23 protein-coding genes and 1 tRNA gene are annotated in these 26,499 nt (G+C 74.3%); 8 read left to right on the top strand and 16 right to left on the bottom strand.

Features of this window, described 5'->3' with window-relative positions; genetic code table 11:
• Positions 1-5: 5 nt before the first annotated feature.
• From ureG to groL, 6 genes are all read right to left on the bottom strand, one after another.
• On the bottom strand, positions 6-839 hold the full coding sequence (ureG, locus tag ACFC2L_RS15605; protein ID WP_375825209.1) for an urease accessory protein UreG: 834 nt from the start codon (positions 837-839) through the stop codon (positions 6-8).
• Positions 832-1,740 (bottom strand): urease accessory UreF family protein, encoded by a 909-nt coding sequence (locus ACFC2L_RS15600; RefSeq protein ID WP_375825208.1) that lies wholly within the window; start codon positions 1,738-1,740, stop codon positions 832-834. Before ACFC2L_RS15600 ends, ureG begins: the two co-directional genes overlap by 8 nt.
• Before the next feature lie 3 nt (positions 1,741-1,743).
• Entirely contained in the window at positions 1,744-3,462 is a 1,719-nt protein-coding gene (locus ACFC2L_RS15595) for an urease subunit alpha (RefSeq protein WP_375825207.1), read from the bottom strand.
• Positions 3,463-3,465: 3 nt separating this feature from the next.
• Positions 3,466-3,924: an urease subunit beta gene (ureB, locus tag ACFC2L_RS15590; protein ID WP_375825206.1), complete on the bottom strand. Its 459-nt coding sequence runs from the start codon at positions 3,922-3,924 to the stop codon at positions 3,466-3,468.
• A gap of 50 nt (positions 3,925-3,974) precedes the next feature.
• The gene (locus ACFC2L_RS15585; protein ID WP_375825205.1) at positions 3,975-4,277 is read right to left on the bottom strand and encodes an urease subunit gamma; all 303 of its coding nucleotides are present in this window, start codon (positions 4,275-4,277) and stop codon (positions 3,975-3,977) included.
• A 169-nt stretch (positions 4,278-4,446) separates the two neighbouring features.
• The gene (gene groL, locus ACFC2L_RS15580; RefSeq protein WP_375825203.1) at positions 4,447-6,072 is read right to left on the bottom strand and encodes a chaperonin GroEL; all 1,626 of its coding nucleotides are present in this window, start codon (positions 6,070-6,072) and stop codon (positions 4,447-4,449) included.
• 292 nt (positions 6,073-6,364) lie between these two features.
• On the opposite strand from groL, the gene ACFC2L_RS15575 reads away from it, so the two are divergent.
• Positions 6,365-7,831 carry a glycoside hydrolase family 15 gene (locus ACFC2L_RS15575; RefSeq protein ID WP_375825202.1) on the top strand — a complete coding sequence of 489 codons (1,467 nt, stop codon included), beginning with the start codon at positions 6,365-6,367 and terminating at the stop codon, positions 7,829-7,831.
• 66 nt (positions 7,832-7,897) lie between these two features.
• Here ACFC2L_RS15575 and ACFC2L_RS15570 read toward each other — a convergent pair whose 3' ends face one another.
• The 4 genes from ACFC2L_RS15570 to ACFC2L_RS15555 all read right to left on the bottom strand — a co-directional run bounded on the left by ACFC2L_RS15570 (position 7,898) and on the right by ACFC2L_RS15555 (position 10,852).
• Positions 7,898-9,397 carry a phytoene desaturase family protein gene (locus tag ACFC2L_RS15570; protein WP_375825200.1) on the bottom strand — a complete coding sequence of 500 codons (1,500 nt, stop codon included), beginning with the start codon at positions 9,395-9,397 and terminating at the stop codon, positions 7,898-7,900.
• A 19-nt stretch (positions 9,398-9,416) separates the two neighbouring features.
• Positions 9,417-9,620, bottom strand: a complete 204-nt coding sequence (locus tag ACFC2L_RS15565) for a cold-shock protein (protein WP_047232397.1) — start codon at positions 9,618-9,620, stop codon at positions 9,417-9,419.
• A 181-nt stretch (positions 9,621-9,801) separates the two neighbouring features.
• On the bottom strand, positions 9,802-10,452 hold the full coding sequence (locus ACFC2L_RS15560) for a LytR C-terminal domain-containing protein (protein WP_375825198.1): 651 nt from the start codon (positions 10,450-10,452) through the stop codon (positions 9,802-9,804).
• 79 nt (positions 10,453-10,531) lie between these two features.
• Entirely contained in the window at positions 10,532-10,852 is a 321-nt protein-coding gene (locus tag ACFC2L_RS15555; protein WP_253052634.1) for a DUF3263 domain-containing protein, read from the bottom strand.
• Between the two features lie 241 nt (positions 10,853-11,093).
• Here ACFC2L_RS15555 and ACFC2L_RS15550 point away from each other — a divergent pair, with 241 nt between their 5' ends.
• Together ACFC2L_RS15550 and ACFC2L_RS15545 are read left to right on the top strand one after the other, a co-directional pair.
• Complete coding sequence (locus ACFC2L_RS15550; protein ID WP_375825283.1) at positions 11,094-11,753, top strand: uracil-DNA glycosylase; 660 nt, start codon at positions 11,094-11,096, stop codon at positions 11,751-11,753.
• 176 nt (positions 11,754-11,929) lie between these two features.
• Complete coding sequence (locus tag ACFC2L_RS15545; protein ID WP_375825282.1) at positions 11,930-12,769, top strand: SGNH/GDSL hydrolase family protein; 840 nt, start codon at positions 11,930-11,932, stop codon at positions 12,767-12,769.
• Positions 12,770-12,930: 161 nt separating this feature from the next.
• On the opposite strand, the gene ACFC2L_RS15540 is transcribed toward ACFC2L_RS15545, so the two are convergent.
• From ACFC2L_RS15540 to ACFC2L_RS15525, 4 genes are all read right to left on the bottom strand, one after another.
• Positions 12,931-13,006 (bottom strand) — tRNA-Thr (locus ACFC2L_RS15540).
• Positions 13,007-13,097: 91 nt separating this feature from the next.
• Positions 13,098-13,952 carry a DsbA family protein gene (locus tag ACFC2L_RS15535; RefSeq protein ID WP_375825197.1) on the bottom strand — a complete coding sequence of 285 codons (855 nt, stop codon included), beginning with the start codon at positions 13,950-13,952 and terminating at the stop codon, positions 13,098-13,100.
• 102 nt (positions 13,953-14,054) lie between these two features.
• Positions 14,055-14,630 (bottom strand): hypothetical protein, encoded by a 576-nt coding sequence (locus tag ACFC2L_RS15530; protein ID WP_375825196.1) that lies wholly within the window; start codon positions 14,628-14,630, stop codon positions 14,055-14,057.
• 98 nt (positions 14,631-14,728) lie between these two features.
• Positions 14,729-16,450, bottom strand: coding sequence for a protein kinase (locus ACFC2L_RS15525; RefSeq protein WP_375825194.1), 1,722 nt, complete (start codon positions 16,448-16,450; stop codon positions 14,729-14,731).
• A gap of 216 nt (positions 16,451-16,666) precedes the next feature.
• On the opposite strand from ACFC2L_RS15525, the gene ACFC2L_RS15520 reads away from it, so the two are divergent.
• From ACFC2L_RS15520 to ACFC2L_RS15500, 5 genes are all read left to right on the top strand, one after another.
• Positions 16,667-18,130: a trehalose-6-phosphate synthase gene (locus ACFC2L_RS15520; protein ID WP_375825192.1), complete on the top strand. Its 1,464-nt coding sequence runs from the start codon at positions 16,667-16,669 to the stop codon at positions 18,128-18,130.
• Entirely contained in the window at positions 18,127-18,993 is an 867-nt protein-coding gene (gene otsB / locus ACFC2L_RS15515; protein ID WP_375825191.1) for a trehalose-phosphatase, read from the top strand. The genes ACFC2L_RS15520 and otsB overlap by 4 nt, the downstream gene beginning before the upstream one ends.
• A 250-nt stretch (positions 18,994-19,243) precedes the next feature.
• A complete protein-coding gene (locus ACFC2L_RS15510) occupies positions 19,244-20,368 on the top strand; it encodes an ABC transporter ATP-binding protein (protein ID WP_375825189.1) in 1,125 nt (374 codons plus the stop codon).
• Positions 20,369-20,593: 225 nt separating this feature from the next.
• The gene (locus ACFC2L_RS15505; RefSeq protein WP_375825188.1) at positions 20,594-22,264 is read left to right on the top strand and encodes a discoidin domain-containing protein; all 1,671 of its coding nucleotides are present in this window, start codon (positions 20,594-20,596) and stop codon (positions 22,262-22,264) included.
• Positions 22,265-22,419: 155 nt separating this feature from the next.
• Positions 22,420-23,679 carry a DUF4032 domain-containing protein gene (locus tag ACFC2L_RS15500; protein ID WP_375825186.1) on the top strand — a complete coding sequence of 420 codons (1,260 nt, stop codon included), beginning with the start codon at positions 22,420-22,422 and terminating at the stop codon, positions 23,677-23,679.
• A 58-nt stretch (positions 23,680-23,737) separates the two neighbouring features.
• Here the strand turns inward: ACFC2L_RS15500 and rlmB are convergent, their stop codons facing one another.
• Together rlmB and cysS are read right to left on the bottom strand one after the other, a co-directional pair.
• The gene (rlmB, locus tag ACFC2L_RS15495; RefSeq protein WP_375825184.1) at positions 23,738-24,751 is read right to left on the bottom strand and encodes a 23S rRNA (guanosine(2251)-2'-O)-methyltransferase RlmB; all 1,014 of its coding nucleotides are present in this window, start codon (positions 24,749-24,751) and stop codon (positions 23,738-23,740) included.
• Between the two features lie 231 nt (positions 24,752-24,982).
• The gene (gene cysS, locus ACFC2L_RS15490; RefSeq protein ID WP_375825183.1) at positions 24,983-26,413 is read right to left on the bottom strand and encodes a cysteine--tRNA ligase; all 1,431 of its coding nucleotides are present in this window, start codon (positions 26,411-26,413) and stop codon (positions 24,983-24,985) included.
• Positions 26,414-26,499 lie beyond the last annotated feature (86 nt).

Here is a 26,499-nt window from a genome sequence, read left to right as displayed (position 1 = left end):
GGGTCTCAGTCGCGCCCGACGGCGGCCACCGGCTCCGCGGCCGCGTCGCCGTGCTCGTGGGCGTGAGGGTGGCCGTGGCCGTGGGCGTGCGCCGCGTCGCCCTCCTCGTGCGTGTGGAGGAACCCGTTGCCCTCCTCGTCCGCGTGGAAGTGCGGCGCCATCGGACCCGGGTCCTGCGGCACGTGCGCGCCCGCGCGGTGCGCCGCGAGCAACGTCTGCACCCACGTGGTGAGCGCGTCGATCGACTCGCGGTCGAGGCGCGAGAGGGCGAGCACCGGGGCGCCGTCGCGCGCGGCCGTCGCGTCGAGGACCATCCGCGGCACGTCGACGCCCACGTAGGGCGCGAGGTCCGTCTTGTTGACGACGAGCAGGTCGGCCCGGGCGATCCCCGGCCCGCCCTTGCGCGCGACGTCGCCGCCGCCCGCGACGTCGAGCACGAAGATCTGCGCGTCGACGAGCGCGGGCGAGAACGTGGCGGTGAGGTTGTCGCCGCCCGACTCCACGAGGACGACGTCGAGCGGCGCGAAGTCCTCCTCGAGGTCCTCGACCGCGAGGAGGTTCGCGGTCACGTCGTCGCGGATCGCGGTGTGCGGGCACGCGCCGGTCTCGACCGCGCGGATGCGTTCGGGGTCGAGCACGCCCGCGGAGCGCAGGAAGCGCGCGTCCTCGTCGGTGTAGATGTCGTTGGTGATGACGCCGAGCTGGAGCACGCCGGACAGCTCGCGGCACAGGAGCGCGATGAGCGAGCTCTTGCCCGTGCCGACGGGGCCGGCGACGCCGAGTCGCAGGGAGCGGGTGGAGCGGTTGTCGGGAGTGTTCTCAGGCAGGTTGTCAGGCACTGAACAGCCTCTCGGTGGTGCGGGCGTGGATCTCGGCCCACTGCTCGACGAGCGGTGCGCCGTGCGCGGGGATCGCGCGGGGGTCGGTCACGTGGGCGACGTCGTGAGCGAGCGCGTCGATCGCGGGCTGGGCCGCGACGACCCAGCCCGTCGCGACGACGGGATCAACGGGCTCGAGCTTGAGCGTCGCCGCGGCGACGGTCTGCACGTCCTCGTACCCGACGAGGCGCGCGACCTGCAGCGCGGACAGCCCCGCGCACGCGGCGGTCACGCCGAGCACCACCGGTCGCGGGGGCTGCGGCGCCCTGCGGCCCGCCGCACCCCGACCCCCCGCGCCGTGTCCCGCGCCCGACGGAGCCGGCGCGGCCGACGTGGCGCCCTCGTGCGGGTCGGACATCCCGTCGGCGCGGCGCGCGTCGGCGACGAGCACCGCGGCCTCGTCCAGCGCAGCGACCGCGGGACGCTCGGCCCACAGCCGGCGCAGGAGCCGCAGATAGCCGCGGCCGAGCCGCTGCGACGTCTCGCGGAGCGCGGGCGACGGCGTCCGCGCCGCCCAGGCGAGCCAGGTGTCGGCGAGGTCGAGCGCCGCGGACGCCACGCCGTCGGGCACCCTGGCGGACGGTGCGCGATCCGCGGGGGCGGATCCGGCGCCGTCGGGCCCGGGACCGGCCGCGAGCGCCACGTGCCGTGCGACGACCGCCGTGGCTGCCTCGACGCGCGTGACCGTCGCGAGACGCGCGCGCACGTAGTCGGGCACGCGCGGAGCGGGCATGCCCGCCCGCAGCGCGGGCTCGAGGCCCGCGGACTGCGTGTGCCCGCCGGTGGGCAGGCGCGCGTCGGCGAGCAGCGCGAGCATGAGCTCCGCGCGTCCCGCCACGTCGACCTCGGGTGTCTCGCTCACGGCTCAGAACAGCGAGTAGAGCTGCGCGAGCGGCAGCCGGTCGGCGGGCGCGGGGACGACGAGCTCGCCGTCGACCTCGATCGCGAAGGACTCCGGGTCGATCACGATCTGCGGCAGGTAGTCGTTGTTCTTCATCTGCGCCTTGCCGACGCCGCGCGTGTCCGCGACCGGGAGGAGCTGTCGGGCGAGCCCGAGCCGCTCCTCGAGGCCGTCGTCGAGCGCGGCGGGCGAGACGAACGACATCGAGACGTCGGCCCCGATCGCGTCGGCGAGCGCCGGACGCATGAGCACGGGCTGCGGCGACGGGATCGACGCGTTGGGGTCGCCCAGCGCACCCCAGACGAGCGCGCCACCCTTCATGACGACGCTCGGCCGCACGCCGAACAGCTTGGGCTCCCACAGCACGAGGTCCGCGACCTTGCCCGGCTCGACCGACCCCACGTACGCGTCGATCCCGTGCGCGACGGCCGGGTTGATCGTGTACTTGGCGACGTACCGGCGAGCGCGCAGGTTGTCCGCCGGCAGCTCCGGTCCGCGCGCCCCACCCGGGTGCGCGCCACGCCGCGCCTTCATGACGTGCGCGACCTGCCACGTGCGCGTGACGACCTCGCCGATGCGGCCCATCGCCTGCGCGTCGGACGACGTGATGGACATGGCGCCGAGGTCGTGGAGCACGTCCTCCGCGGCGATCGTCGTGCCGCGGATGCGCGACTCGGCGAACGCCAGGTCCTCCGCGACCTGCGGGTTGAGGTGGTGACACACCATGAGCATGTCGAGGTGCTCCGCGACGGTGTTCACCGTGTGCGGGAGGGTCGGGTTGGTCGAGCCGGGGATGACGTTCGGGTGGCTCGCGACGGTGAGGATGTCGGGTGCGTGCCCGCCGCCCGCGCCCTCGGCGTGGAAGGCGTGGATCGAGCGGCCGCCGATCGCGCGCAGCGTCGACTCCACGAACCCGGCCTCGTTGAGCGAGTCCGAGTGCAGCGCGACCTGCAGCCCCCAGTCGTCGGCGGCGCGCAGCGCGGCGTCGATCGCGGCCGGCGTCGACCCCCAGTCCTCGTGGACCTTGTAGCCGCCCGCGCCGGCCATGGCCTGCTCGCGCAGCCCTTCGGCGCTCACGGTGTTGCCCTTGCCGAGCAGCAGGACGTTCACGGGGAGCCGGTCGAGCGCGCGGTGGATCGCCTCGAGGTGCCACGCCCCGGGCGTGACGGTCGTGGCCTTGGTGCCCTCGCTCGGCCCGGTGCCGCCGCCCGCGACGGTCGTGATGCCGGTGGCGAGCGCCTCGACCACCTGGGACGGCGAGATGAGGTGCACGTGCGAGTCGATGCCGCCCGCGGTGAGGATCTTGCCTTCGCCGCTCACGACGTCGGTCGAGGGGCCGATGTGCAGGTCGGGATGCACGCCGTCCGCGACGTCGGGGTTGCCCGCGCGTCCGAGCGCGACGATCCGCCCGTCCCGGATCCCGACGTCCGCCTTGACGATCCCCCACCAGTCCAGGACGACGGCGTTCGTGATCACCGTGTCGAGCGCGCCCTCGGCGCGGGTCGTCGACCCCTGCGCCATGGACTCGCGGATCGACTTGCCGCCGCCGAAGACGACCTCCTCGCCCCCGAACGTGCGGTCCTCCTCGACCTCGATCCACAGGTCGGTGTCGCCGAGGCGCACCTGGTCGCCCGTCGTCGGGCCGTACAGCGCGGCGTAGCGCTCGCGCGAGATCGCGACCATGCGTCAGTCCTCCTCAGGGGTGGTCGTGCTCCGTGTGCCGAACCCGGGGTCTCTCCCCACGTCCGCCGGATCCTGGGGAGCGACCCCGGGTTCGGCAGGCTCGGTCGCGCGGTCCAGCGCGCCGCCGTCGGGCTTGCCGCGCTGGAGCCCGGGGACGCGGCGTCGGCCCCGCAGGGCGACGGCCTCGACCTCCGCCGACGCACCGGGCTCGAAGCGACGCGACGTGCCGGACGGGACGTCGAGCCGGAAGCCGTGCGCGGCGTCCCGGTCGAACGAGAGCGCGGCGTTGGCGTCGGGGAGGTGCAGGTGGGAGCCGATCTGGACCGGGCGGTCTCCGGTGTTCGTCACGACCAGCGTGACGCGCTCGTCGTCGGTGCGGTCGGCGTTGAGGACGACGGGGACGTCCTCGGTGCCGCGCTTGAGCCGGATCGCTCCGGGTCCGCTCGTGCTGATGCCTGCCATGGGTCGCCTCGCTCTCGCTGCGTCTGGTGCGTGCGCCGGACCGGGACGGCTCAGGCGATCGGCTGGTGGATGGTGACGAGCTTGCGCCCGTCGGGGAAGGTCGCCTCGACCTGGACGTCGGGCAGCATCTCCGCGACGCCGTCCATGACCTCGTCGCGGCCGAGCACCGCGCGGCCGGAGACCATGAGCTCCTCGACGCCCGCCCCCTCGCGGGCGCGCTCGATCACCCACGTGGTGAGCAGGGCGACGGTCTCGGGGTAGTTGAGCAGCACGCCACGCTCGCGCCGGTCGCGCGCGACCATGCCCGCGACGGCGAGCAGCAGCTTCTCGGTGTCCGCGGGGGTCAGGTGCATGACCGCGATCCTGCCGCGCGTTCGTTTCCGGCGTGTATACACCGCGTTATACGTCCGTGTACCGCGTCCGTTCCCGGGCACGACGAAGGCCGCCGACCGGGCGAACCCGGCCGGCGGCCTTCGATGTCCTGCGGTCTCCCGGCAGGGCCGGGAAGGGGTCAGGCGTGGATCAGAAGTCCATGCCGCCCATGCCACCGTCGCCACCGGGGACGGCCGGAGCCTTCTCCGGCTTGTCGGCGACGACGGCCTCGGTCGTGAGGAAGAGCGCCGCGATGGAGGCGGCGTTCTGCAGCGCGGAGCGCGTGACCTTGACCGGGTCGTTCACGCCGGCGGCGAGGAGGTCCTCGTACTCACCGGTCGCGGCGTTGAGGCCCTGGCCAGCGGGGAGGTTGCGCACCTTCTCCGCGACGACGCCACCCTCGAGGCCCGCGTTGACGGCGATCTGCTTGAGCGGGGCGTCGATCGCGGCGCGCACGATCTGCGCACCGGTCGCCTCGTCGCCCTCGAGCTCGAGCTTCTCGAACGCCACGGCACCGGCCTGGATGAGCGCGACGCCACCACCGGCGACGATGCCCTCCTCGACGGCCGCCTTCGCGTTGCGCACGGCGTCCTCGATGCGGTGCTTGCGCTCCTTGAGCTCGACCTCCGTGGCGGCACCCGCCTTGATGACGGCCACGCCGCCGGCGAGCTTCGCGAGGCGCTCCTGGAGCTTCTCGCGGTCGTAGTCGGAGTCCGACTTCTCGATCTCGCCACGGATCTGGTTGACGCGACCCTGGATCAGGTCGGCGTCGCCCGCGCCCTCGACGATCGTGGTCTCGTCCTTGGTGACGACGACCTTGCGCGCCTGGCCGAGCAGGTCCAGCGTCGCGTTCTCGAGCTTGAGGCCCACCGTCTCGGTGATGACCTGGCCGCCGGTGAGGATCGCGATGTCCTGGAGCATGGCCTTGCGGCGGTCGCCGAAGCCCGGGGCCTTGACGGCGACGGACTTGAACGTGCCACGGATCTTGTTGAGCACCAGGGTCGCGAGAGCCTCGCCCTCGACGTCCTCGGCGATGATGAGGAGCGAGCGGCCGGCCTTCATGACCTGGTCGAGGACCGGGAGCAGGTCCTTCACGTTCGAGATCTTGGACTCGACGATGAGGACGTACGGGTCCTCGAGCACGGCCTCCTGGCGCTCGGGGTCCGTCTCGAAGTAGCGCGCGAGGAAGCCCTTGTCGAAGCGCATGCCCTCGGTGAGCTCGAGCTCGAGGCCGAACGTGTTCGACTCCTCGACCGTGATGACGCCCTCCTTGCCCACCTTGTCGAGGGCCTCGGCGATGAGCTCGCCGATCGCGGGGTCGCCGGCGGAGATGGCGGCCGTGGCGGCGATCTCCTCCTTGGTCTCGATGTCCTTGGCGGCGTTGAGCAGCTGCTCGGTCACCGCGTCGACGGCCTTCTCGATGCCGCGCTTGACGGCGATCGGGTTGGCGCCGGCCGCGACGACGCGCAGGCCCTCGCGCACGAGCGCCTGGGCGAGCACGGTCGCGGTGGTGGTGCCGTCACCCGCGACGTCGTCGGTCTTCTTGGCGACCTCCTTGACGAGCTCCGCACCGATCTTCTCGTACGGGTCCTCGAGCTCGATCTCCTTGGCGATGGAGACGCCGTCGTTCGTGATGGTCGGCGCGCCCCACTTCTTGTCGAGCACGACGTTGCGGCCCTTGGGGCCGAGGGTGACCTTGACGGTGTCGGCGAGGGCGTTGAGCCCGCGCTCCATGCTCCGACGAGCCTCCTCGTCGAAGGCGATGATCTTGGCCATGGGGAATGATCCTCCGCTGGTGGCGTATGGCGGTCGGCCGGCGCCCGCGACGGACGACCCGCGACGGGCGGCGTTCCTGTCACGCCGCCGGGGCGGGCCTCACCTGTCGACCTGGTGGGTTGCGCCGCACCCGCGGTGAGCGGCTGCCTGCGCTGTTCACTTCTGTCACTCTCATGACGAGAGTGCTAACGCCATTATTGGCACTCGCAGGGTGCGAGTGCAAGACAGCCCGCCAGGGCCGGTCCCCGTATCGCGACGGGCGAAACCCGCGGCACCGCGCACTCCGCCTAAGATGCGCGGTGTGATCCGCGCAACACCGTCGTGGCGCCTCGCAGCAGCCCTGGCCGGCTTCGTGCTGGTCCCCGCCCTCGGTCTCACCGCCGCGACCGCCGTCGCCGCTCCCACGGGCGAGCACATCGACCTGTACCAGGACGGCGTCGCCGTCGCGACCGCCCCCGACGGCGGCACCGCGCTCCTGCGCCTCGCCCCCGGGGCCGCCGTGACGTACCTCCCCGGCAGCCGCGTGCTCGACCCCATGTCGCTCGACCCGGTCGCGCTCGCCGACGGCGTCGACCCCGCGGACGGCGAGGCGGACCGCCTCGCGCAGGTCGCCGGGGCGCGGCTCGACGCGTCGGCGCTCCTCGACCCCGGCCTGGCGCAGGACGCCGCCGCCGCGTCGCGCGCCTGGCTCGTGTCCGGCGTCGTCCCCGGCGCGGACGGGCCGTTCGCCGCGCTCGGCGAGGCCGCGCTCCTCGACCTGCGCGCCCTCACCCTCGACGACGGCGCCGCGCTCGCCGCCGCCTCGCCCAAGTGGCGCTACGTGTGGCCGCGCGACGCGTCGTTCACGGCGGCGGCGTTCGCGCGCACCGGGCACGTCGACGACGCGCGGGACGTCCTCGGCTTCCTCGCCCGTGTCCAGGAGGACGACGGGTCGTTCCACGCGCGCTACCTGCCCGACGGCTCCGGCGTGCCCGACGACCGCGGCCTCCAGTCCGACGGCGTCGGCTGGGTGCTGTGGGCGGCCGACGTCGTGCTGGAGGAGACGCCCGCCGCCGAGCGGCGCGAGGTCGCCGCGGAGCTGCGGCCCCTCGTCGACGCCGCGACCGACCACGCGCTCTCGCTCGTGGACGGCGAGGACCCGCTGCCCCCGCCCTCCAGCGACTACTGGGAGGTCGAGCCGACGGCGCTCACCCTCGGCACCGCCGGCCCCCTGCTCGCCGGGCTCGAGGCCGCGGCCGACGTCTACGCCGCGGCGGGCGAGACCGGGCGCGCGACCGACGCGACGTTGGCCGCGGCGCGGCTGCGCATGGCCGTCGAGCGGTCGTTCGGGTCCCAGGGCTACCCGCGCCACGTGACCGGCGGCGCGCGCGACGCGTCGACCGCGTTCGTGCTGCCGCCGTTCCAGCCCGAGCCGCTCGCGGGCGCCGACGTCGCGTGGCGCGCGTCGGTCACCGAGATGCTGCGGCCCGCGGGCGGTCTCGCGCCCGGCGCGGGCTGGCGCGAGGACGGCATCTCCTGGACGCCCCAGACGACGCTCTACGCGCTCGCCGCCGCGTCGTCGTCGGACCCGGAGGACCAGGCCGACGCCCGGGAGTGGCTCCGCTGGGTCGGCGACCACCGCACGGCGTCCGGGGCGATCCCGGAGAAGGTCCTCGCGGACGGCTCCCCGGCCGCCGTCGCGCCGCTCTCCTGGAGCTCCGCGCTCGTCGTGCTCGCGCTCGTGGAGCTCGACACGACCACCGCCGACCCGGCGAGGTAGAGGCGCGGTCACCTGAGGTAGAGGCGTGGTCAGACGAGGTAGAGGCGTGGTCGCGGACCGCGACCGCTACCTGGCGCCCACCTCCGACGTCGGCGCCAGATCGGGCTCCGCGCGGACGTCGAACTCCCGGCGCAGCACGCGCCGCGCGGCGTTCCAGCCGCCGAGCCCGTGCACGCCCGGTCCGGGCGGCGTGGACGCCGAGCACAGGTAGACGCCCTCCAGCCCGACCGCGTAGGGGTCGAGCCGGGGGGTGGGGCGCGCGACCATCTGCCACATGCTCACGGCACCGCCCGCGATGTCGCCGCCCACGTAGCTCTCGTCGTGCGTGGCCATCTCCGCGGCGGGCACGCACCGCGACGCGACGACGAGGTCCCGGACCCCCGGGGCGAACCGTTCGAGCTGGCCGAGGACGTCCTCCGTCACGTCGCGCGTCGAACCGGCGGGCACGTGCGCGTACGTCCACAACGGCCGCGCCCCGTCGACCTCGCGCGCGGGGTCGACGACGGTCGGGTCGCTCACCAGCACGACCGGGCGCGCCGCGTGCCGACCGGCCGCGACGTCCGCCTCGGCACGCGCCATCTCGGCACGCGTCCCGCCGACGTGCACGGTCCCGGCACGTCCCACCTCGGGATCGGTCCACGGGACCGGCCCGGAGAGCACGAGGTCGACCTTCGCGGCGGCGTCGCCGTGCCGGAACCGCCGCAGGGCCCACTCGGCCCGGGGCGACAGGCGGTCGCCGAACACGTCCGCGACGACGCCGGGCGCGGTGTCGAACACGTACGCCCGGGCCCGCGGCAGGTCCTCGAGCGCACCGACGCGGTGGCCGGTCACGACCTCGCTACCGTGCGCGCGCAGGTCGTCCAGGAGTGCCGCGACGATCGCGCCCGACCCGCCCCGCGGCAGGGGCCAGCCGCCCGGCGCGTGGCCGAGCGAGGCGAGCAGGAGCGCGGTCCCGGCGGCGGCCAACGACGGCAGGCGGGAGATCGCGTGCGCCGCGACGCCCGTGAGCAGCGCCCCCGCCTCCTCGGTGCGGAAGCGTCGGCCCCAGGCAGCGCTCCCCTGCTCGAGGACGGCGGCGCCGAACCGCGCGGCGACCGCGGCCCCGCCGGGCGTCAGCGCGCGCCCGGGGACCGAGCGCTTGTCCCCGAGGGCGAGCGCGACCACGTCGCGCCAGCCCTCCGCCAGCGGGCCGAGCAGCGCACGCCAGGCGGCGCCGTCGACGCCGAGACGCTCCACCGTGCGGTCGAGGTCGTGGTACGCGACGCCCGCGCGACCGCCGTCGAGGGGCTGCGCGTACGACACCTCCGGCGCGAGCAGCTCCACGCCGCGCGCGCCCAGGTCGAACGCCTCGAAGAACGGCGACGCCCACGCCATCGGGTGCACGGCCGAGCACACGTCGTGCACGACCCCGTCCGCCAGACCGAGGTCGAGCGTGCGCGCGCCGCCGCCGGTCGTCGGCTGTGCCTCGAGCACGCGCACGGCGAGCCCGGCACGCGCGAGGGTCACGGCGGCGGCCAGCCCGTTGGGGCCCGAACCGACGACGACGGCGTCGAGGTTCTCCGTCACGCGACCCTCGCGAGCGGCGTCAGAGCGGCCGCACCTGCTCGGCCTGCGGGCCCTTGGTGCCCTGGCCGAGCTCGAACTCGACCTCCTGGCCCTCGTCGAGCGTGCGGTAGCCGTCGGTCTGGATCGCGCTGAAGTGCACGAAGAGGTCCTGTCCGCCGGCCGCGGGCGTGATGAACCCGTAGCCCTTCTCGGAGTTGAACCACTTCACGGTGCCCTGAGCCATTGACGTTCTCCTCGTGCATCGTCGCCCGCGAGGCGACCCCCGCCCCGTGGTAGCCCGAGCCTAGCCCGACCGTGGCGTGCGCGGTAGGTCGAACGCGTGGCCGCGACAGGCAGACGGCGAGGCGAACGAGCAGGTCACACCGGTGCCACCACGATCGCAGGGAGAACCGACCGCGCCGTCGTCAGCCGACAGGCGTGAGCTCCGACTTGACGATGACCACCACGTCACCGGCACGGAGAGTCTGCTGACTCACCTGCTCGGCCGGGATCCCGAGGATCGCCGCCACGGCGGCGGCGCTGTCGCTGCGGTCCTCGCCGTACCAGACCGTGGTTGCTGCGATCTCGTCCGGGTCGCCCTCGTAGTCCGCAGCCTCGACGTTCGTGAACCCCTGGCTCGTGAGCGCGTCGCGGCCCTTCCCTGCCTCACCGCCGATGCCGCTGGCGTTGAGGACGCGGACGCTGGCCGACGGGTCGGCCGCGGCCATGAGCGTGGCGAGGTCGGGCGCCGCGGGCGGCTCCTCGACGGCCGGATCCTCCGCGGCCGGGGGCTCCTCGGTCGCCGGAGCCTCCTCGGTCTCGTCGGCCGGCGGCGCCTCGGTCTCTTCCGCGGCGGGGTCGGTCGACTGCGCCTGCGGCGGGTTCTCGGTCGCGCCGTTGTCCGACAGCAGCGCGACGCCCCCGTACGCGAGGCCGGCGAAGACGACGGCGACCAGCAGGAACGGCCACGTCTTGCTCCACCCGCTGCGCGGCGTGCGGTGCACCCCCACCGGGGAGCCCTGCTGCGCGGGCGCGTCGAACTCGTCGGGCGCGTAGGGGTAGCGGCTCTTCGTCACGGCGACAGGGTAGCCCGGTCAGGCCGGTTGGCTAAACGCCTGGTTCGCCCGGACTTCACGGGCGGCGGCGGTCCGCACGTCAGAGGCCTTCGAGCCGACGGGCGGTACGGGCCCGCTGCCTGGTGGAACGCATCCGGCGCAGCCGCTTGACGAGCATGGGGTCGTGCGCGAGCGCCGCCGGGGAGTCGATGAGCGCGTTGAGCACCTGGTAGTAGCGCGTCGCGGTCATGTCGAACAGCTCGCGCACCGCCTGCTCCTTGGCGCCCGAGTACTTCCACCACTGCCGCTCGAACGCCAGGATCTCCTGGTCCCGCTCGCTCAGGCCCGACGACGGGGCCTCCTGCACGGTCGGGTCGCCGACCGCGTCGGGTCCGTCGAGCACGTACGCCGCCTCGCTCATCGTTCCCTCCCTGCACTCTCTCGTCACCACACCTGCGCACTCCGGCGCCCGGCCGCCTCTCAGCGTACGCACGAACCACACGCGTGTCATTCGTCCTCGCCGGAGTCGTGAGAGGCCGCTCCGTGCGGCCGTTAGGCTCGGTGCCGTGGAGAGCGCACCCGCCCAGCCCGTCGACGTCGCCCCGGGCAGCACCCCGGCCGCCACCGGTCCGACGCCGAGCCCCCGCCCCCCGCTCGCGAGCATCATGGCGCCCGACTGGGCCGAGGCCCTCGCGCCCGTCGAGCCGCAGCTCCACGCGACCGGGGACTTCCTGCGCGCGGAGGTCGCGGCCGGGCGCGAGTACCTGCCCGCGCCGTCGGCGATCCTCAACGCGTTCTCGCGGCCCCTCGCGGACGTGCGCGTCCTCGTCGTCGGGCAGGACCCTTACCCCACGCCGGGGCACCCGATGGGGCTGTCGTTCTCCGTGCAGCCGCACGTGCGCCCCGTGCCGCGCTCGCTCCAGAACATCTTCGCCGAACTGGCCGACGACGTCGGCGCCCCCACGCCCGCGAACGGCGACCTCACCGCGTGGAGCGACCAGGGCGTCATGCTCCTCAACAGGGTGCTCACCGTCCGCCCGGGCGAGCCCGGCTCGCACCGCGGCCAGGGCTGGGAGGCCGTGACGGAGGCCGCCATCCGCGCGCTCGTCGACCGCGACGCCCCGCTCGTCGCGATCCTGTGGGGCCGCGACGCCGCGACGCTGCGCCCGATGCTCGGCGACACCCCCGTCGTCGCGAGCGCCCACCCCAGCCCGCTCTCGGCCCGCCGGGGCTTCTTCGGCTCGCGCCCGTTCTCCCGCGTCAACGAGCTCCTCGTCGCCCAGGGCGCCACCCCCGTCGACTGGACCCTCCCCACCCCGTGACCTCACCGTCGAGGTAGAGCCCCGGTCGCCCGAGGTAGAGGCGTGGTCACGGTGCACGGCGCTACCTCAGGCGACCACCGCTCTACCTCGGCACACCACGGACGGGGCTCGGTGGTGCAGGGCCACGGCGGGAGCAGAATGGGCGGGTGACGACGCAGAACCCGACGACCACTCCCCTGGCCGGTGACACCTCCGACGCACGCCGACCCGAGGACACCCCACCCCGCTGGACGAGCTACCTCGCGATCGGCGACTCGTTCACCGAGGGGCTGTGGGACCCGTACCCCGGCGAGGACGACCACCAGCGCGGCTGGGCCGACCTCCTCGCGCAGCACCTCGCCGCCCGCCGCGTCGCGGCGGGCGAGGAGCCGCTGCGCTACGCGAACCTCGCGATCCGCGGGCGCAAGCTGCGCTCGATCCTCACCGAGCAGGTCCCGGCGGCGCTGGAGCTGAAGCCGGACCTCGTGAGCGTCATCGGCGGCGGCAACGACATCCTGCGGCCGAACGCGGACGTGGACCGCCTCGCACGCAACCTCGAGCACGCCGTCGCCCGGCTGCGCGACGCGGGGATCGACGTCCTCATGGCGACGGGCTTCGACGCGTCGCAGTCGCCGCTCGTGAGCCTCACGCGGTCGCGCGTCGGGGTGTACAACGCACACGTGTGGTCGATCGCGCGCCGGCAGGGCGCGTACGTGCTCGACCTGTGGGGCATGCGCGCGCTCCAGGACTGGCGCGTGTGGTCGGAGGACCGCATCCACCTCACGCCCGAGGGGCACCGGCGGGTCGCGCAGGCCGCGCTCGTCGGGCTGGGCCAGGCGCCCGACGACGCGGTGTGGGACGACCCGCTCGCACCCCTGCCGCCGGTCCCGGCGCTGGACCGGGCCCGGCAGAACGCGCAGTGGGTGCGCACCCACGTCGTGCCGTGGGCCCAGCGCCGCCTCCGCGGGACGTCGTCGGGCGACGGCCGGCTCCCCAAGGCGCCCGAGCTCCTCCCGGTCCCGCTCGCCGACCGCTGAGCGTCGCCGACCGCTGACGTCGCCGACCGCCGAGCGCACGAGATCGGCGGTGTCTGCGGAGATCGGCGGTCGCGACTGCCGATCCCGGCAGAAGCTGCCGATCTCACGATGCGTGCCGACACGACGACGCCCCCGGCTCCGAGGAGCCGGGGGCGTCGTGGTGGAGCCGCCTGTCGGGTTCGAACCGACGACCTTTCGCTTACAAGGCGAGTGCTCTACCAGCTGAGCTAAGGCGGCGTGCCCGGGCCGCCGGGCGAGCGAACAGACTACCCGCTCGCCCGGCCGGCCCGGGACCGCTCACCGCGCCGACGAGGGCGCGGTGCCGCGGTCAGCCCTGCGCGGCCGTGACGGCGGCGGAGAGGGCGTTCGGGTCGCTCCAGTTGCCGTCCCAGCGCTCGCCGTCGATGGTGATCGTCGGCGTGCCGAAGCCGCCCGACTGCGGGTTCGCCAGCGCCTCGTCCTGGGTGACGAGGCTCGTCGCGGTGGCGGCCCAGTCGCCGAACGTCTCGACGGCGGTCCCGTCCGCGATCCCCGCGGCGACGTCGGCCGGGACGCCGGCCTGCTCGGCCAGGTCCGCGATCTGCTCGTCGGTGAGGGTCGAGACGTTCTCCTCGGGCTGGTTCTGGAACATGATCGCGTTGAACGCGTTCATCTGCTCCGGCGCGCGGTCGGCGACCCACGCCGCCGCGGCGGCGGAGCGGGTCGAGAACTGCTGCGCGTTCGCCATCCGGTCGAGGATCGCGACGGGGTGCAGCACGACGGTCACGTCGCCCGACTCGCGGAGCTGGTCGAGCGTCGGGCCGTTCGTCTGCTCGAACTGGCCGCAGATGGGGCACATGTAGTCGAGGTACACGCCGACCTCGACCGCGCCGTCGTTCTCCGTCCCGGCGGCGCCGTCGACGCCCAGGGGGATGCCGCCGTCGTCGCGCGCGGTGGTCGGGCTGGTCACGTCGGCGAGGTTGCCGGCCGCGACGGCGTCGATCGTCTTGTTCTGGTCCTTCATGGCCGGGATCCAGACGGCGAGGAACACACCGACGAGGACGAGGACGCCCGCGACGAGCGCTCCGATCGTGATGAGGCGGTTCCGCTTGTCGCGCTTGGCCTGCGCCTCGCGCAGCGCGAGGGCCTCCGCGCGCGCGGCCTCGCGGCGCTGGGCCTTGGTCTGGGCTTCGTTGCTGGGCATGGTCGTCCTCCGAGGGAGTTCCGAGAGCTGGGGATGTGTCGAGGTGCGCGCCGACGGGGGCGCGCTGGGCCGTGCGTCCGACGGCGTCGTCAGACGTCGGCGTCAGACCAGGGCGAGCCGCGGCGGCCCGCGCCGCGTGCGCACCACCGCGTCCGCGAGGTGGTGCAGCGCGGCGGGGACGGCGTCGGGCACCGGGCGGACGACCCGCCGGGCACCCGCCACGAGCGCGCGCACCGGGCGCGCGGCGCCCCGCAGGACCGTGCGCAGCACGCGCGCCGCGCCGGTCACGACGGCCCGCGAGCGCTCGTGGGCGCGCCGCGCCCACGCCGAGACGCCCCACGCGACGGCCGCGGCCACGGCGTGCCCGACCACCACGGGGAGCGCGAGGACGCCCACAACGGTGACCATGGCGGCGGGGTCGCCGCCGAGGGCGGTGCCGGACGGGCAGTCGGGGGTCTCGTGGACGAGCGCCAGGTGCATCCCGGCGACGCCCCACGCACCCGGCACCGTGACGCACTGGTGCACGACGGCGTACCCGCGGTCGGCGAGCTGTGTCACCAGGGCTGCGAGGAGCGTGAGGAGCAGGAGGGCGGGGCCGACGAGGCGACCGGTCACGGGCACGACGGACGTGCGCGTCACGCCGCGCGACCACGCGCGCGGCACCGTCGTCCGGAGCACGGCGCCCATCCTACGCATGCGGGCTGGTAGCGGGCTGGGAACGTCCAGGACGGGTCGGGCGCACCGGCCGGGCGCGTCGGCGAGCGACGCGATGCCGCTCAGCGCAGCGACGGGGGCCCGGGGAACGGCCACCACGTCACCTCGGGGTCGCCGGCGAGGAGGACGACGCACAGGATCGTGAGGGCGAGCCCGACGCCCGCGAGCACCAGGGTCCCCGTGCGTCCCGGGGCGAGCCGCGCGAGCGCGGTCCGCGTCCCGTAGCGCGTGAGGTGGGTCAGCGGACCGGCCCACGCGAGCACGACGGCCGCGAGCGCCGCGAGGCCCAGGATCACGGTCGTGACGACGGGCGAGTTCCCGCCGTCCGCGCCCTCGACGACGACCCAGCGGTCGGACTCCAGCAGCCACCACCCGGCCACGACGACGAGCACGCCCGCGCAGGCCGCGACGAGCAGGGACGGGAGCGCCCCGACCACGGCGCGCACGACGTACCAGGGTGACGCCGCGACGGCCCGCACCGTGTCCCGGGGCGAGACGCCGCGCCGCTCGCGCCGTGCGTGCAGCGACTCGGTCGTCACCCCGACGACGCGCGCGAGGACGACGAGCACGGAGAGCACGACGAACGCGACGCCCGGGTGCAGCATGCCCAGGAGCACGAGCGGGGCCGCGAGGAGGAGCAGCGCGGTGCGGCGCGCGGCGGGCACGGGCCGCACGTAGAGCGGCTCGCCGTCCTCCCCCACGGGCGGGGCCCCGAGGTCGTCCATGAGGTCGTGGCCGGCCGGGACGGCCATGGTGCGGCCGTCGTTGACCTGGGACTGCGACGTGGGCAGGGGCGGCGGCACGACGTGCGCCTGGCCGGTCCACGCCTGCGCCCCGGTGCCCCCCGGGACGACGGCGACCGGCGGCACGACCTGCGTGGGGCCCGTGGGCGCGCCGACGACCTGGGTCGCAGGGGCGGCGTCGCCCGTGTCGGCGGCGTGCCGCAGTGCGGCGACGACCTCGGTCGGCCCGAGCCGCTGCGCGGGGTCCGCGTGCAGGGCCCCGGCGAGCACGCGCGCCGTGACGGGCCCGAGGCCGGCGAGGTCGGGCCGCCCGCTGCGGGCGCGGGCCAGGACGACGTCGGTCGGTCGCACCCCGAACGGGGCCCGGCCCGTCGCGGCGTAGGCGAGGAGCGCGGCCCAGCCCCACCAGTCGCTCCCGACGCTCGGGGCGGCCCCTTCGAGCAGCTCGGGCGCGAGGTAGCCCGGCGTCCCCATGACGAGGCCGGTCGACGTGACGCGCGCGTCCTCCAGGCCCTGCGCGATGCCGAAGTCGATGAGCACCGGGCCGCGCGAGGAGACCATGACGTTGCTCGGCTTGAGGTCGCGGTGCACGACGCCCGCCGCGTGCACCGACTCGAGCGCGGCGGCGAGCTGGTCGGCGAGCTCGTAGAGGTCCCACGGGTCGAGCGGGCCGCCCTCGGCGACCTCGTCCTCGAGGGTCGGGCCGTCGACGAGCTCGGTGACGATGAACGCGTCGGGGCCGTCGAGCTCGACGTCGAGGATCTGCGCGACGGCGGGGTGCCGCAGGCGCTGCAGGGCGAGCGCCTCACGGCGCAGCCGCTCGCGTCCCTGGGCCGCGGCGTCGAGGTCGACGTGCGCGTGCAGGAGCTTGATCGCGACGAGGTTCCCACCGCCGTCGTGCGCGCTGTGGACGGTGCCCATGGCGCCCGAGCCGAGCCGCGAGCCGATGAGGTAGCCCCCGACCTCGGTGCCCGGTGTCGGCCCGCGCGCCGGGCCGCCCGGCGCGGTCCGCGCGTCGACGCGCTGCGTGGGCTCCTCCATGGTGACAAGGTAGCGGCAGCGGGCCGGTCGTCGCCTTCCGGACGAACGTTCCGGACGGGCGTTCAGACGGGCGATGCGGGCCCGGTGGGCGGGTCGGCCCGGGACGGACGCCCCGTCCGCGGGGCGGACGGGCCGACTACCCTGGGTCGCCCAGGCGCGATCTATCGAACCTCAAGGAGAAGTCCATTGACAGGCAAAGACGGATTCGATCTCGTCGTGGTGGCCAACCGGCTGCCCGTGGACTTCACGGTCGGACCCGGCGGCGACGTCGAGTGGAACCGCTCGCCCGGCGGTCTCGTCACGGCGCTCGAGCCCGTCATGCAGGCGTCCGACGGCGCGTGGGTCGGCTGGTCCGGCGCGCCCGACCTCGCGAGCGACCCGTTCGACGCCGACGACATGCGGCTCGTGCCCGTCACCCTCTCCGCCGACGAGATCGAGCGCTACTACGAGGGCTTCTCCAACGACACGCTCTGGCCCCTCTACCACGACGTCATCTCGCCGCCCACGTACCACCGCACGTGGTGGGAGGCGTACCGCCGGGTCAACCAGCGCTTCGCCGACGCGGCCGTCGCGCAGGTCTCGCGGGGCGGCGTCGTGTGGGTGCACGACTACCAGCTCCAGCTCGTGCCGCAGATGATCCGCGCCCAGCGCCCCGACGTGCGGATCGGGTTCTTCAACCACATCCCGTTCCCGCCCCTCGAGCTGTTCCAGCAGCTCCCGTGGCGGCGGCAGGTGCTCGACGGCCTCCTCGGCGCGGACCTCGTGGGCTTCCAGCGCGCCGGCGACGCCGCGAACTTCATCCGCGCGGTGCGCCGCCTGCGCGCGCACACGACGCGCGGCCCCATCATCACGGTCCCCGGTGAGGACGGTCGCGACCGCCACGTGCGCGCCGCGGCGTTCCCCATCTCGATCGACTCGCGCCGCTTCGACGAGCTCGCCCGCACGCCCGAGGTCCAGCAGCGCTCGCGCGAGATCCGCGCGGACCTCGGCGACCCGGACATCATGATGCTCGGCGTCGACCGCCTCGACTACACCAAGGGCATCCGGCACCGCATCAAGGCGTACGGCGAGCTCCTGCAGGACGGCCGGCTCGACGTCGAGCACGCGACGCTCGTCCAGGTCGCGAGCCCGAGCCGCGAGAACGTCGACGCCTACCAGGAGCTGCGCGAGCACGTCGAGGGCGCGGTCGGGCGGATCAACGGCGAGTACGCGGAGATCGGGCACGCCGCGATCCACTACCTGCACCACTCCTACCCGCCCGAGGAGATGGCCGCGCTGTACCTCGCGGCGGACGTCATGCTCGTCACCTCGCTGCGCGACGGCATGAACCTCGTCGCCAAGGAGTACGTCGCCGCCCGCTCGGACGACCGCGGCGTGCTGGTCCTCTCGGAGTTCACGGGCGCTGCGGACGAGCTCTCCTCCGGCGCGCTCCTCGTCAACCCGCACGACATCGACGGGATGAAGGACATCATCGTGGCGGCCGCGCACATGGACCACCGCGAGCAGCGCAAGCGCATGCGCCGCCTGCGCCGCAAGGTCCTCAACGACGACGTCGCGAAGTGGTCGGAGTCGTTCCTGGGGGTCCTCACGGCCATGCCGTCGCGCGTGCCGCACCGGCGGCCCGACGACGCGGGCCAGGACGGCGCGCAGGCCGACCTCGCCGCGGGGGCCGGCGCGTGACCCGGCCCGACGACGTCCCCTTCCAGCCGGTGACGCCGCCCGGTCCCGTCGCGGAGGCCGCGCGCGCGTTCGCGGCGGACGGCGGTGACGCCCCGCACCCCCGGCTCGTCGCGCTCGACTTCGACGGGACCCTCGCGCCGCTCGTCGACGACCCGCACGCGGCACGCATGGCGCCCGCCGCACGGGCCGCCGTCGACCGCCTCGGGGCGGTCCTCGCCGGGACGACGACGCGCCTCGCCCTGGTCTCCGGGCGCCACCTCGCGGACCTCGCCGAGCGCAGCCTGCCGCCCGTCGGGACGTTCCTCGTGGGCAGCCACGGCGCCGAGACGGGCGTCGTCACGCCCGCGGGGCTCGAGGCCGTCCCCCTGGAGCTCACCCCGGACCAGGCGGACCGGCTCGACGCGCTGCGCGCGGGGTTCGCCGACGCCGTCGCGGGGCGCGAGGGGGCCTGGGTGCAGGAGAAGCCGAGCGCCGCCGTCCTGCACACGCGGCTCGCGTCCGCGGCGGACTCGCGCGCCGCCGAGGACGCCGCGGACGCGGTGGCCGTGCGCCTGGGGCTGCACGCGATGCACGGCAAGGACGTGGTCGAGGTCGCCGTCGTCGAGACGTCGAAGGGCGAGGCGGTCGACCGGCTGCGGGACGTCGTCGGGCACGACGCGGGGCTCCCGCACGCGCGGACGCGCGTGCTCTACGCCGGGGACGACACGACGGACGAGACCGCGTTCGCCGTGCTCGGCCCGGGCGACCTCGGGGTCAAGGTCGGCGACGGCACGACGCTCGCGGCGCAGCGGGTGCCGGACGCGGACGCGCTGGCGGCGGTGCTCGACCTGCTCGCCGACCTGCTGGGGCGCCCGGGGGCCTGAGGGCCCCGGCCCGGGGCACCACGAGACCGCTACCCGATCGTGACCGGCTCTGTGACGAAGCACTCAGAACCGGGAGTAGTATCGGGTCCACGATGACGTCGGGTCCCCTGCTCGGGCTAGAGGGGGTCCGACTTCTTCTGTGTCGTCGAAGACACGCTCGTCCGCCATCGCGAACAGCTACGTCGACGTGGCACGTCACTGCACAACGGATCGTCCGGCACGTACCTGCCGGTGGAGGGATGTACCAGTCATGGCTACGGTCACCTACGACCACGCAACCCGGCTCTACCCCGGGACCGAGCGTCCCGCCGTGGACCAGCTCAACCTGCACATCGAGGACGGCGAGTTCCTCGTCCTCGTCGGCCCCTCGGGCTGCGGCAAGTCGACCTCGCTCCGCATGCTCGCGGGCCTCGAGGACGTCAACGGCGGACACATCTACATCGGCGACCGCGACGTCACGGACGTCCAGCCGAAGGACCGCGACATCGCGATGGTCTTCCAGAACTACGCGCTCTACCCGCACATGTCCGTCGCGGACAACATGGGCTTCGCGCTGAAGATCGCCGGCACGCCGAAGGCGGAGATCCGCCAGCGCGTCGAGGAGGCCGCGAAGATCCTCGACCTCACCGAGTACCTCGACCGCAAGCCGAAGGCGCTCTCCGGTGGTCAGCGCCAGCGCGTCGCCATGGGCCGCGCGATCGTCCGCCAGCCGCAGGTGTTCCTCATGGACGAGCCGCTGTCGAACCTCGACGCCAAGCTCCGCGTCCAGACCCGTACGCAGATCGCGTCGCTCCAGCGTCGTCTCGGCGTCACGACCGTCTACGTCACGCACGACCAGACCGAGGCCCTCACCATGGGTGACCGCATCGCGGTCCTCAAGGACGGCCTGCTCCAGCAGGTCGGCACGCCGCGCGAGATGTACGACACGCCGGCCAACGTCTTCGTCGCGGGCTTCATCGGCTCGCCGGCGATGAACATCGGCACGTTCGTGGTCAAGAACGGCGTCGCCGAGGTGGGCCCGGCCCGCATCGCGCTCGAGCGCGAGACGGCCGCGAAGATCACCGAGGCGGACAACGGCAAGGTCACCATCGGCTTCCGCCCCGAGTCGCTCGACGTCGTGTCGCAGGCGAACGAGGCCGCGTTCCCGGTCGAGGTGAACATCGTCGAGGAGCTCGGCTCCGACGCGTTCGTCTACGGCACGCTCAAGGGCGACCTGGCCTCGCAGGCCGACGTCCACTCGGGCGCCGGTGACAACCAGGTCATCGTCCGCGTCGACCCGCGCAACGTCCCGGCCAAGGGCGAGCGCATCTACGTGACGATCCGCCCGGGTCACTCGCACGTCTTCGGTGCGGCGTCGGGTCAGCGCATCAGCTGACACCCGTCACGCAGCACCGCCGCAGGGCGGGTCCTCCCGGTCGGGAGGGCCCGCCCTTCGTCGTCTCCCGGCGGTGCGCTCCCCGAGGCACGGTGCCGGGCCACGGGCGTCGGCGCGGCTCGCCCTTGACAGGGTCATGGTCGACCACAAGACTACTTTTGCACACGTGACATCAGAAGTCGCATGTTCGTCAGCCAAATAGACAACGCTGTCAATTGGAGCCTCATGCAGATCTCGCACCCTTCGTCCCGCGCCCGGCGCCTCGGCGCCGCACTGACGGGCGGCGCGCTCGTCGCGGGCACGTTCGCCGCGGCCCCCGCCGTCGCCGCCCCGTCAGCCGAGACCAGCCCACCGACCACCCTCGCCGCGGCCGAGACGTGCGGCCCGGACGACGGCCTTCCCGACTCGAAGATCTCCATCCAGCTCTACACGCACGTCGGTGAGCTCGGGGGCTCGGGGACGCCGTCCGCCGAGACGATCGACCGCGTGCTCGGGGAGGTGGCGGGCGCAGGGTTCACCAACGTCGAGCCGTACAACCAGCCCTACTCGATGCCCGTCGAGGAGTACCAGGCGATCCTCGACAAGCACGGCCTCGCGGTGTCGTCCAGCCACGGCAGCACGGACTGGGGCTCGTGGCCCCAGACCGTCGCGTACGCCGTCGCGCTGGGCCAGGACTACATCGGCACCGGCGGCATGGCCGGTGGCTACGGCACCTACGCCGAGGCGGTCGCGACCGCCGCCTACGTCAACCAGCTCGGCCAGTACGCGCACGAGAACGGCGCGAACAAGATCGTGCTGCACAACCACCAGAGCGAGTTCACCACGCGGTACCCCGACCCGGTCACCGGCGAGATGGTCAGCGCCTGGGAGGTCATCGAGGAGAACACCGACCCGCGCTACGTCACGTTCGAGCTCGACGTCGGCTGGGCCGCCGACGCCGGCCTCGACGTCCCCGCGTGGATCGAGGAGCACGGGGACCGCATCGAGCTGCTGCACATCAAGGACGCCGTGAACGTCAACGCGCCCGGCGACATGCGGCAGGTCGCCCTCGGCCGGGGCGACCTCGACCTCCCGGCGATCATCGCCGCGGCCGAGCCGTACGTGCAGTACTACACCTACGAGTGGGACTGGGCGCCGTCGTTCGAGACCTCGGCGGAGTCCTACCGGTACCTCCGCTGCTTCGAGTCCGAGGACGGGGGCGGGAACGAGGGCGACGAGTCGCTCGCCCTGGGCCGCCCGGTGACGGCCTCCAGCATCGACGAGGCCGGTCACGAGCCCGAGATGGCGGTCGACGGCAACGCCGGCACCCGCTGGAGCAGCGCGTGGAACGACCCGGAGTGGATCGCGGTGGACCTCGGCGCGAGCTACGACCTCAGCCAGGTCGTGATCGACTGGGAGACCGCGTACGGGTCGGGGTACGAGATCCAGACCTCGCCGGACGGCGAGACCTGGACCACGGTACACACCGTCACCGACGGTGACGGCGGGTACGACGAGCTGGACGTCGCGGCCACGGGCCGGTACGTGCGCCTCTACCTCACCGAGCGCGCGACGCAGTGGGGCTTCTCGCTCTACGAGCTCGAGGTCTACGGCACGCCGAGCGGGCAGCTCGACCTCGACGTCGCGGTGCAGGCCCGGTGCCTCGCCGGCCAGGCGTACCTCGCGGTCCGCGCGGCGAACGGCGAGGATGCGCCGGTCGACGTGACCCTCGCGACCGCCTACGGCACCCGCGAGTTCGCCGACGTCGCCCCGGGCAAGAACGCGTACCAGTCGTTCGCGGTGCGCTCGGCCTCGGTCGCGAGCGGCACGGTGACCGTCACGGGCACCGCGACGGTCGACGGCGAGGACGTCACCTCGACGGTCGACGTCGAGCACGACGCGCTCGACTGCTCCTGACGGCTCCCCGGGTGCGTGGCCCTCGCGCCCGCACCCGGGGCCGCCCGAGCCCCGACCCGGCGCCCGCCGGCCTCGACCCGAGGCCGGCGGGCGCCGCCGTCGTGCGGAGGGCCGACGACGCACCCCCGTCGGGCGCGGGACGCAGACCGTGGACAATGGACCCCGTGACGGTGCACAACCTGCAGATCACCGCGTCGGCCCCCGACCCGGCTCTCCTCGACCTGCCCTGGGACATCCCGCTCGAGGAGTGGCCGGCCGAGACCCTCGCGGCGCTGCCGCGCGGTATCTCCCGGCACATCGTGCGGTTCGTCCGCCTCTCGGGGCGCGTCATCGCCATCAAGGAGATCGGCGAGACGGTCGCGTACCGCGAGTACGAGCTGCTGCGCCAGCTCCGGCGGCTCGAGGTGCCGAGCGTCGTGCCGGTGGGAGTCATCACGGGGCGCCAGGACGCGAACGGCGAGCGGCTCGAGGCCGTCCTCATCACGGAGCACCTGCAGTTCTCGCTCCCGTACCGCGCGCTGTTCAGCCAGTCGCTGCGCCCGGACACCGCGACGCGCCTCATCGACGCGCTCGCCGTGCTGCTCGTGCGCCTGCACCTCGTGGGCTTCTACTGGGGCGACGTGTCGCTCTCCAACACGCTGTTCCGGCGCGACGCCGAGACGTTCGCGGCGTTCCTCGTGGACGCGGAGACGGGCGACCTGCACCGCGAGCTCTCCCCCGGCCAGCGCTCGTACGACGTCGACCTCGCACGGACGAACATCATCGGCGAGCTCATGGACCTGGCCGCCGGCGAGCTGCTCGACGAGGACGTGGACGAGGTCGCGATCGGCGACGCGCTCGTCGCGCGCTACGAGGAGCTGTGGGAGGCGCTGACGACGTCCGAGTCGTTCGACGCGAACGAGCGGTGGCGCGTCGCGGCCCGCATCGAGCACCTCAACAACCTCGGCTTCGACGTCGACGAGCTCGCGATCACGACGGACATCGACGGCACGACGGTGCAGATCCAGCCCAAGGTCGTGGACGCGGGGCACCACTCGCGGCGCCTGCTGCGCCTCACGGGCCTCGACGTGCAGGAGAACCAGGCGCGCCGTCTGCTCAACGACCTCGACTCGTTCCGCGCGGCGGCGGAACGGCAGAACGACGACGAGGAGTTCGTCGCCCACGACTGGCTCAGCGGCGTGTTCGAGCCCACGATCCAGGCCGTGCCCCGCAACCTGCGCCGCAAGCTCGAGCCGGCACAGCTCTTCCACGAGATCCTCGACCACCGCTGGTTCATCTCCGAGCGCGCGGGCCGGGACGTCCCGATGGCGGAGGCGACGCAGTCGTACGTCGAGAACGTCCTGCGCCACCGCCCGGACGAGAAGGCGATCCTCGGCCTCGCGCCGGGCGAGAAGGACCCCGAGTACTACGGCTGAGACCCGTCAGCGCCCCACGGGTCCGAGGACCGGTGGGGCGCCGACAGGACGAGGGGTGTCAGGCCTCGCGGCGCAGGCGCGCGACCTCGTAGAGCGAGATGCCCGTCGCGACGGCGGCGTTGAGCGACTCGGTGTCCGAGCCGATGGGGATCGAGGCGACGACGTCGCACGCCTCGCGCACGAGGCGCGACAGCCCCTTGCCCTCGGACCCGGCGACGACGACGAGCGGCTCGGTCGCGAGCTGGAGGTCGCCGATCGCGGTCTCCCCGCCGGCGTCGAGCCCGACGACGAAGCAGCCCGCCTTCTTCAGCTCGCCGAGGGCGCGGACCAGGTTGGTCGCGCGTGCGACGGGCACCCGGGCGGCCGCCCCGGCCGAGACCTTCCACGCGGACGCCGTGACGCCCGCGGCGCGACGCTCGGGGACGAGCACGCCGTGCGCCCCGAACGCGCCCGCCGAGCGCAGCACGGCGCCGAGGTTGCGGGGGTCGGTCACGCCGTCGAGCGCGACGATCAGCGGCGGACGGCCCGTCGCCTCGGCCGCGTCGAGCAGGTCGTCGACGTCGGCGTACTCGTACGGCGGCACCTTGATCGCGACGCCCTGGTGCACGGCGCCGTCGGTGAGGCGGTCGAGCTCCGGCTTGCCGACCTCGAGGAGGTCGTAGCCGCGGCCCGCGACGATGTCGACGATCTCGCGCGTGCGGTCGTCGGCGTCGAGGCGCGCCGCGAGGTAGACGACCTCGACGGGGATGCGCGCCCGCAGCGCCTCCAGCACGGAGTTGCGGCCCGCGACGACCTCCTGCACCGAGCCACGGCCCTTCGGACCGCCGCCGCGCGACGCGCCGCCCCTGGCCGCGCCACCGCGCGTGGCGCCGCCGCGCCCGGTCGGCGTCGCGGCACGCTTCTCCTCGGCGACCTTGCGCTTGTGCGCCGCGTGGTAGACGCGGTCCTCGGCCTTCGGGGTCGGCCCGCGGCCCTCGAGGCCCTTGCGCCGCTGCCCGCCGGAGCCGACGGTCGCGCCCTTCTTGCTGCCGGGCTTGCGGGTCGCGCCGCGTCGTTGTGAGTTGCCAGCCATGGGTGTACCCGTCGTGTCGTGGTCAGGTCGGTCGGTGTCGGTCAGGTGGATCGACACCGGTCCGGTCGGTCAGGTCGGTCGGTCGGTTCGTGCGAGCGGGCGCGGGTGCGCCACCGGGTCCAGTGTCCCTCAGACACCGCGTCGAGGGAGAGCCGTGGTCCACCGAGGGAGAGGCATGGTCACGACCACGCCCCTACCTCGCACCAGGCCTCTACCTCGCGGGGACGGTCGTCAGGCGAGGGTCCAGCGCGCGCCGTCGGCCGAGTCCTCGACCGCGACGCCCGCCGCGGCGAGCCGGTCGCGGATCGCGTCGGCGGTCGCGAAGTCGCGCGCCGCGCGCGCCTCGGCGCGTGCCGCGAGCTCCGCGCCCACGACGGCGTCGAGCACCGCCGCGTAGCGCGAGTCCCCGCGGTCGGCCCACTGCGCGTCGCCCGGGTCGAGGCCGAGGACGTCGAGCATGGCCCGTACCGCGACGAGGTGGTGGCGCGCGACGGCGTCCGCGGCCGTCGTGCGGTCCGCGAGCGCCGCGTTCCCCGCCCGCAGGTGCTCGTGCACGACGGCGAGCGCCGCCGGGACGTTGAGGTCGTCGTCCATCGCCGCGGTGAACGCGGTCGGGAGCTCGGCCTCGGTCACGTCGCCCACGTCGCCGACCCGCTCGGCCGCGCGCTCGACGAACCCGGCGAGCCGCTCCCACGTGGCCTCGGCCTCGGTGACGGTCGCGGGCGTCCACTCGAGCATCGAGCGGTACTGCACGGACCCGAGGGCGTAGCGCAGCACGGCCGGGCTCGTGGTCGCGAGGACCTCGCGCACGAGGAGCCCGTTGCCGAGCGACTTGCTCATCTTGGCGCCGCCCTGCGTGACCCACGCGCTGTGCAGCCAGTGCTGCGCGAACCCGTAGCCCGCGGCGCGCGACTGCGCCTGCTCGTTCTCGTGGTGCGGGAAGCGCAGGTCGAGCCCGCCGCCGTGGATGTCGAACGTGTCGCCGAGGTACCGGCGCGCCATCGCGGAGCACTCGAGGTGCCAGCCGGGGCGCCCGCGGCCGAACGGCGTGGGCCACGACGCGGTCTCGGGCTCGCCCTCCTTGGGCGCCTTCCAGAGCGCGAAGTCACGCGGGTCGCGCTTGGCGGCGGCCTCCTCGGCGTCCGCGGGGACGTCGTCGGGCACGGGGTTGAGGTCCTCGAGGCGCTGGTTGGTCAGCGAGCCGTACTCGGACCACGAGCGCACGTCGAACCACACGTCGCCGGGACCGGTCGTGTACGCGTGCCCGCGCCCCACGAGCCGCTCCATGAGCTCGACCATGTCCGGCACGTGCCCGGTCGCGCGCGGCTCGTACGTGGGCGGCAGGACGCCGAGCGCGTCGTACGCGGCGGTGAACGCGCGCTCGTACGTCGCGGCCCAGGCCCACCACGGCTCGCCGGCGTCGGCGGACTTCACGAGGATCTTGTCGTCGATGTCGGTGACGTTGCGGATGAGCGTCACGCGGGAGCCGCCGCGCCGCAGCCAGCGCACGAGCACGTCGAACGCGACGGCCGAGCGCATGTGGCCGATGTGCGGGGCCGCCTGGACCGTCGCGCCGCACAGGTAGATGCCGACCTCGCCCGGTGTCAGGGGCACGAAGTCGCGCACGTCCCGCGTGGCGGTGTCGAACAGGCGAAGAGTCACGTCCGCAAGGGTACCGGGGACGTACCACCACGGCCGAAGCGGCACGGGCAGGTCTCACGGCCGGTCCCGGTCCGGCCACGGCCGGC

The sequence above is a fragment of the Cellulosimicrobium sp. NPDC055967 genome (assembly GCF_042269845.1).
Lineage (GTDB): Bacteria > Actinomycetota > Actinomycetes > Actinomycetales > Cellulomonadaceae > Cellulosimicrobium.
The sequence above is the reverse complement of the archived record's forward strand: the minus strand, read 5'-3'. Positions and strand labels throughout refer to the sequence as shown.

Coding starts and splice junctions, on each gene's coding strand:
- ACFC2L_RS15595 (WP_375825207.1), bottom strand. CDS start 3,462: ATGGTCGCGATCTCGCGCGAGCGCTACGCCGCGCTGTACGGCCCGACG.
- ureB (WP_375825206.1), bottom strand. CDS start 3,924: ATGGCAGGCATCAGCACGAGCGGACCCGGAGCGATCCGGCTCAAGCGC.
- ACFC2L_RS15585 (WP_375825205.1), bottom strand. CDS start 4,277: ATGCACCTGACCCCCGCGGACACCGAGAAGCTGCTGCTCGCCGTCGCG.
- groL (WP_375825203.1), bottom strand. CDS start 6,072: ATGGCCAAGATCATCGCCTTCGACGAGGAGGCTCGTCGGAGCATGGAG.
- ACFC2L_RS15575 (WP_375825202.1), top strand. CDS start 6,365: ATGCGCGGTGTGATCCGCGCAACACCGTCGTGGCGCCTCGCAGCAGCC.
- ACFC2L_RS15565 (WP_047232397.1), bottom strand. CDS start 9,620: ATGGCTCAGGGCACCGTGAAGTGGTTCAACTCCGAGAAGGGCTACGGG.
- ACFC2L_RS15555 (WP_253052634.1), bottom strand. CDS start 10,852: ATGAGCGAGGCGGCGTACGTGCTCGACGGACCCGACGCGGTCGGCGAC.
- ACFC2L_RS15535 (WP_375825197.1), bottom strand. CDS start 13,952: ATGCCCAGCAACGAAGCCCAGACCAAGGCCCAGCGCCGCGAGGCCGCG.
- ACFC2L_RS15525 (WP_375825194.1), bottom strand. CDS start 16,450: ATGGAGGAGCCCACGCAGCGCGTCGACGCGCGGACCGCGCCGGGCGGC.
- ACFC2L_RS15510 (WP_375825189.1), top strand. CDS start 19,244: ATGGCTACGGTCACCTACGACCACGCAACCCGGCTCTACCCCGGGACC.
- ACFC2L_RS15505 (WP_375825188.1), top strand. CDS start 20,594: ATGCAGATCTCGCACCCTTCGTCCCGCGCCCGGCGCCTCGGCGCCGCA.
- ACFC2L_RS15500 (WP_375825186.1), top strand. CDS start 22,420: ATGGACCCCGTGACGGTGCACAACCTGCAGATCACCGCGTCGGCCCCC.
- rlmB (WP_375825184.1), bottom strand. CDS start 24,751: ATGGCTGGCAACTCACAACGACGCGGCGCGACCCGCAAGCCCGGCAGC.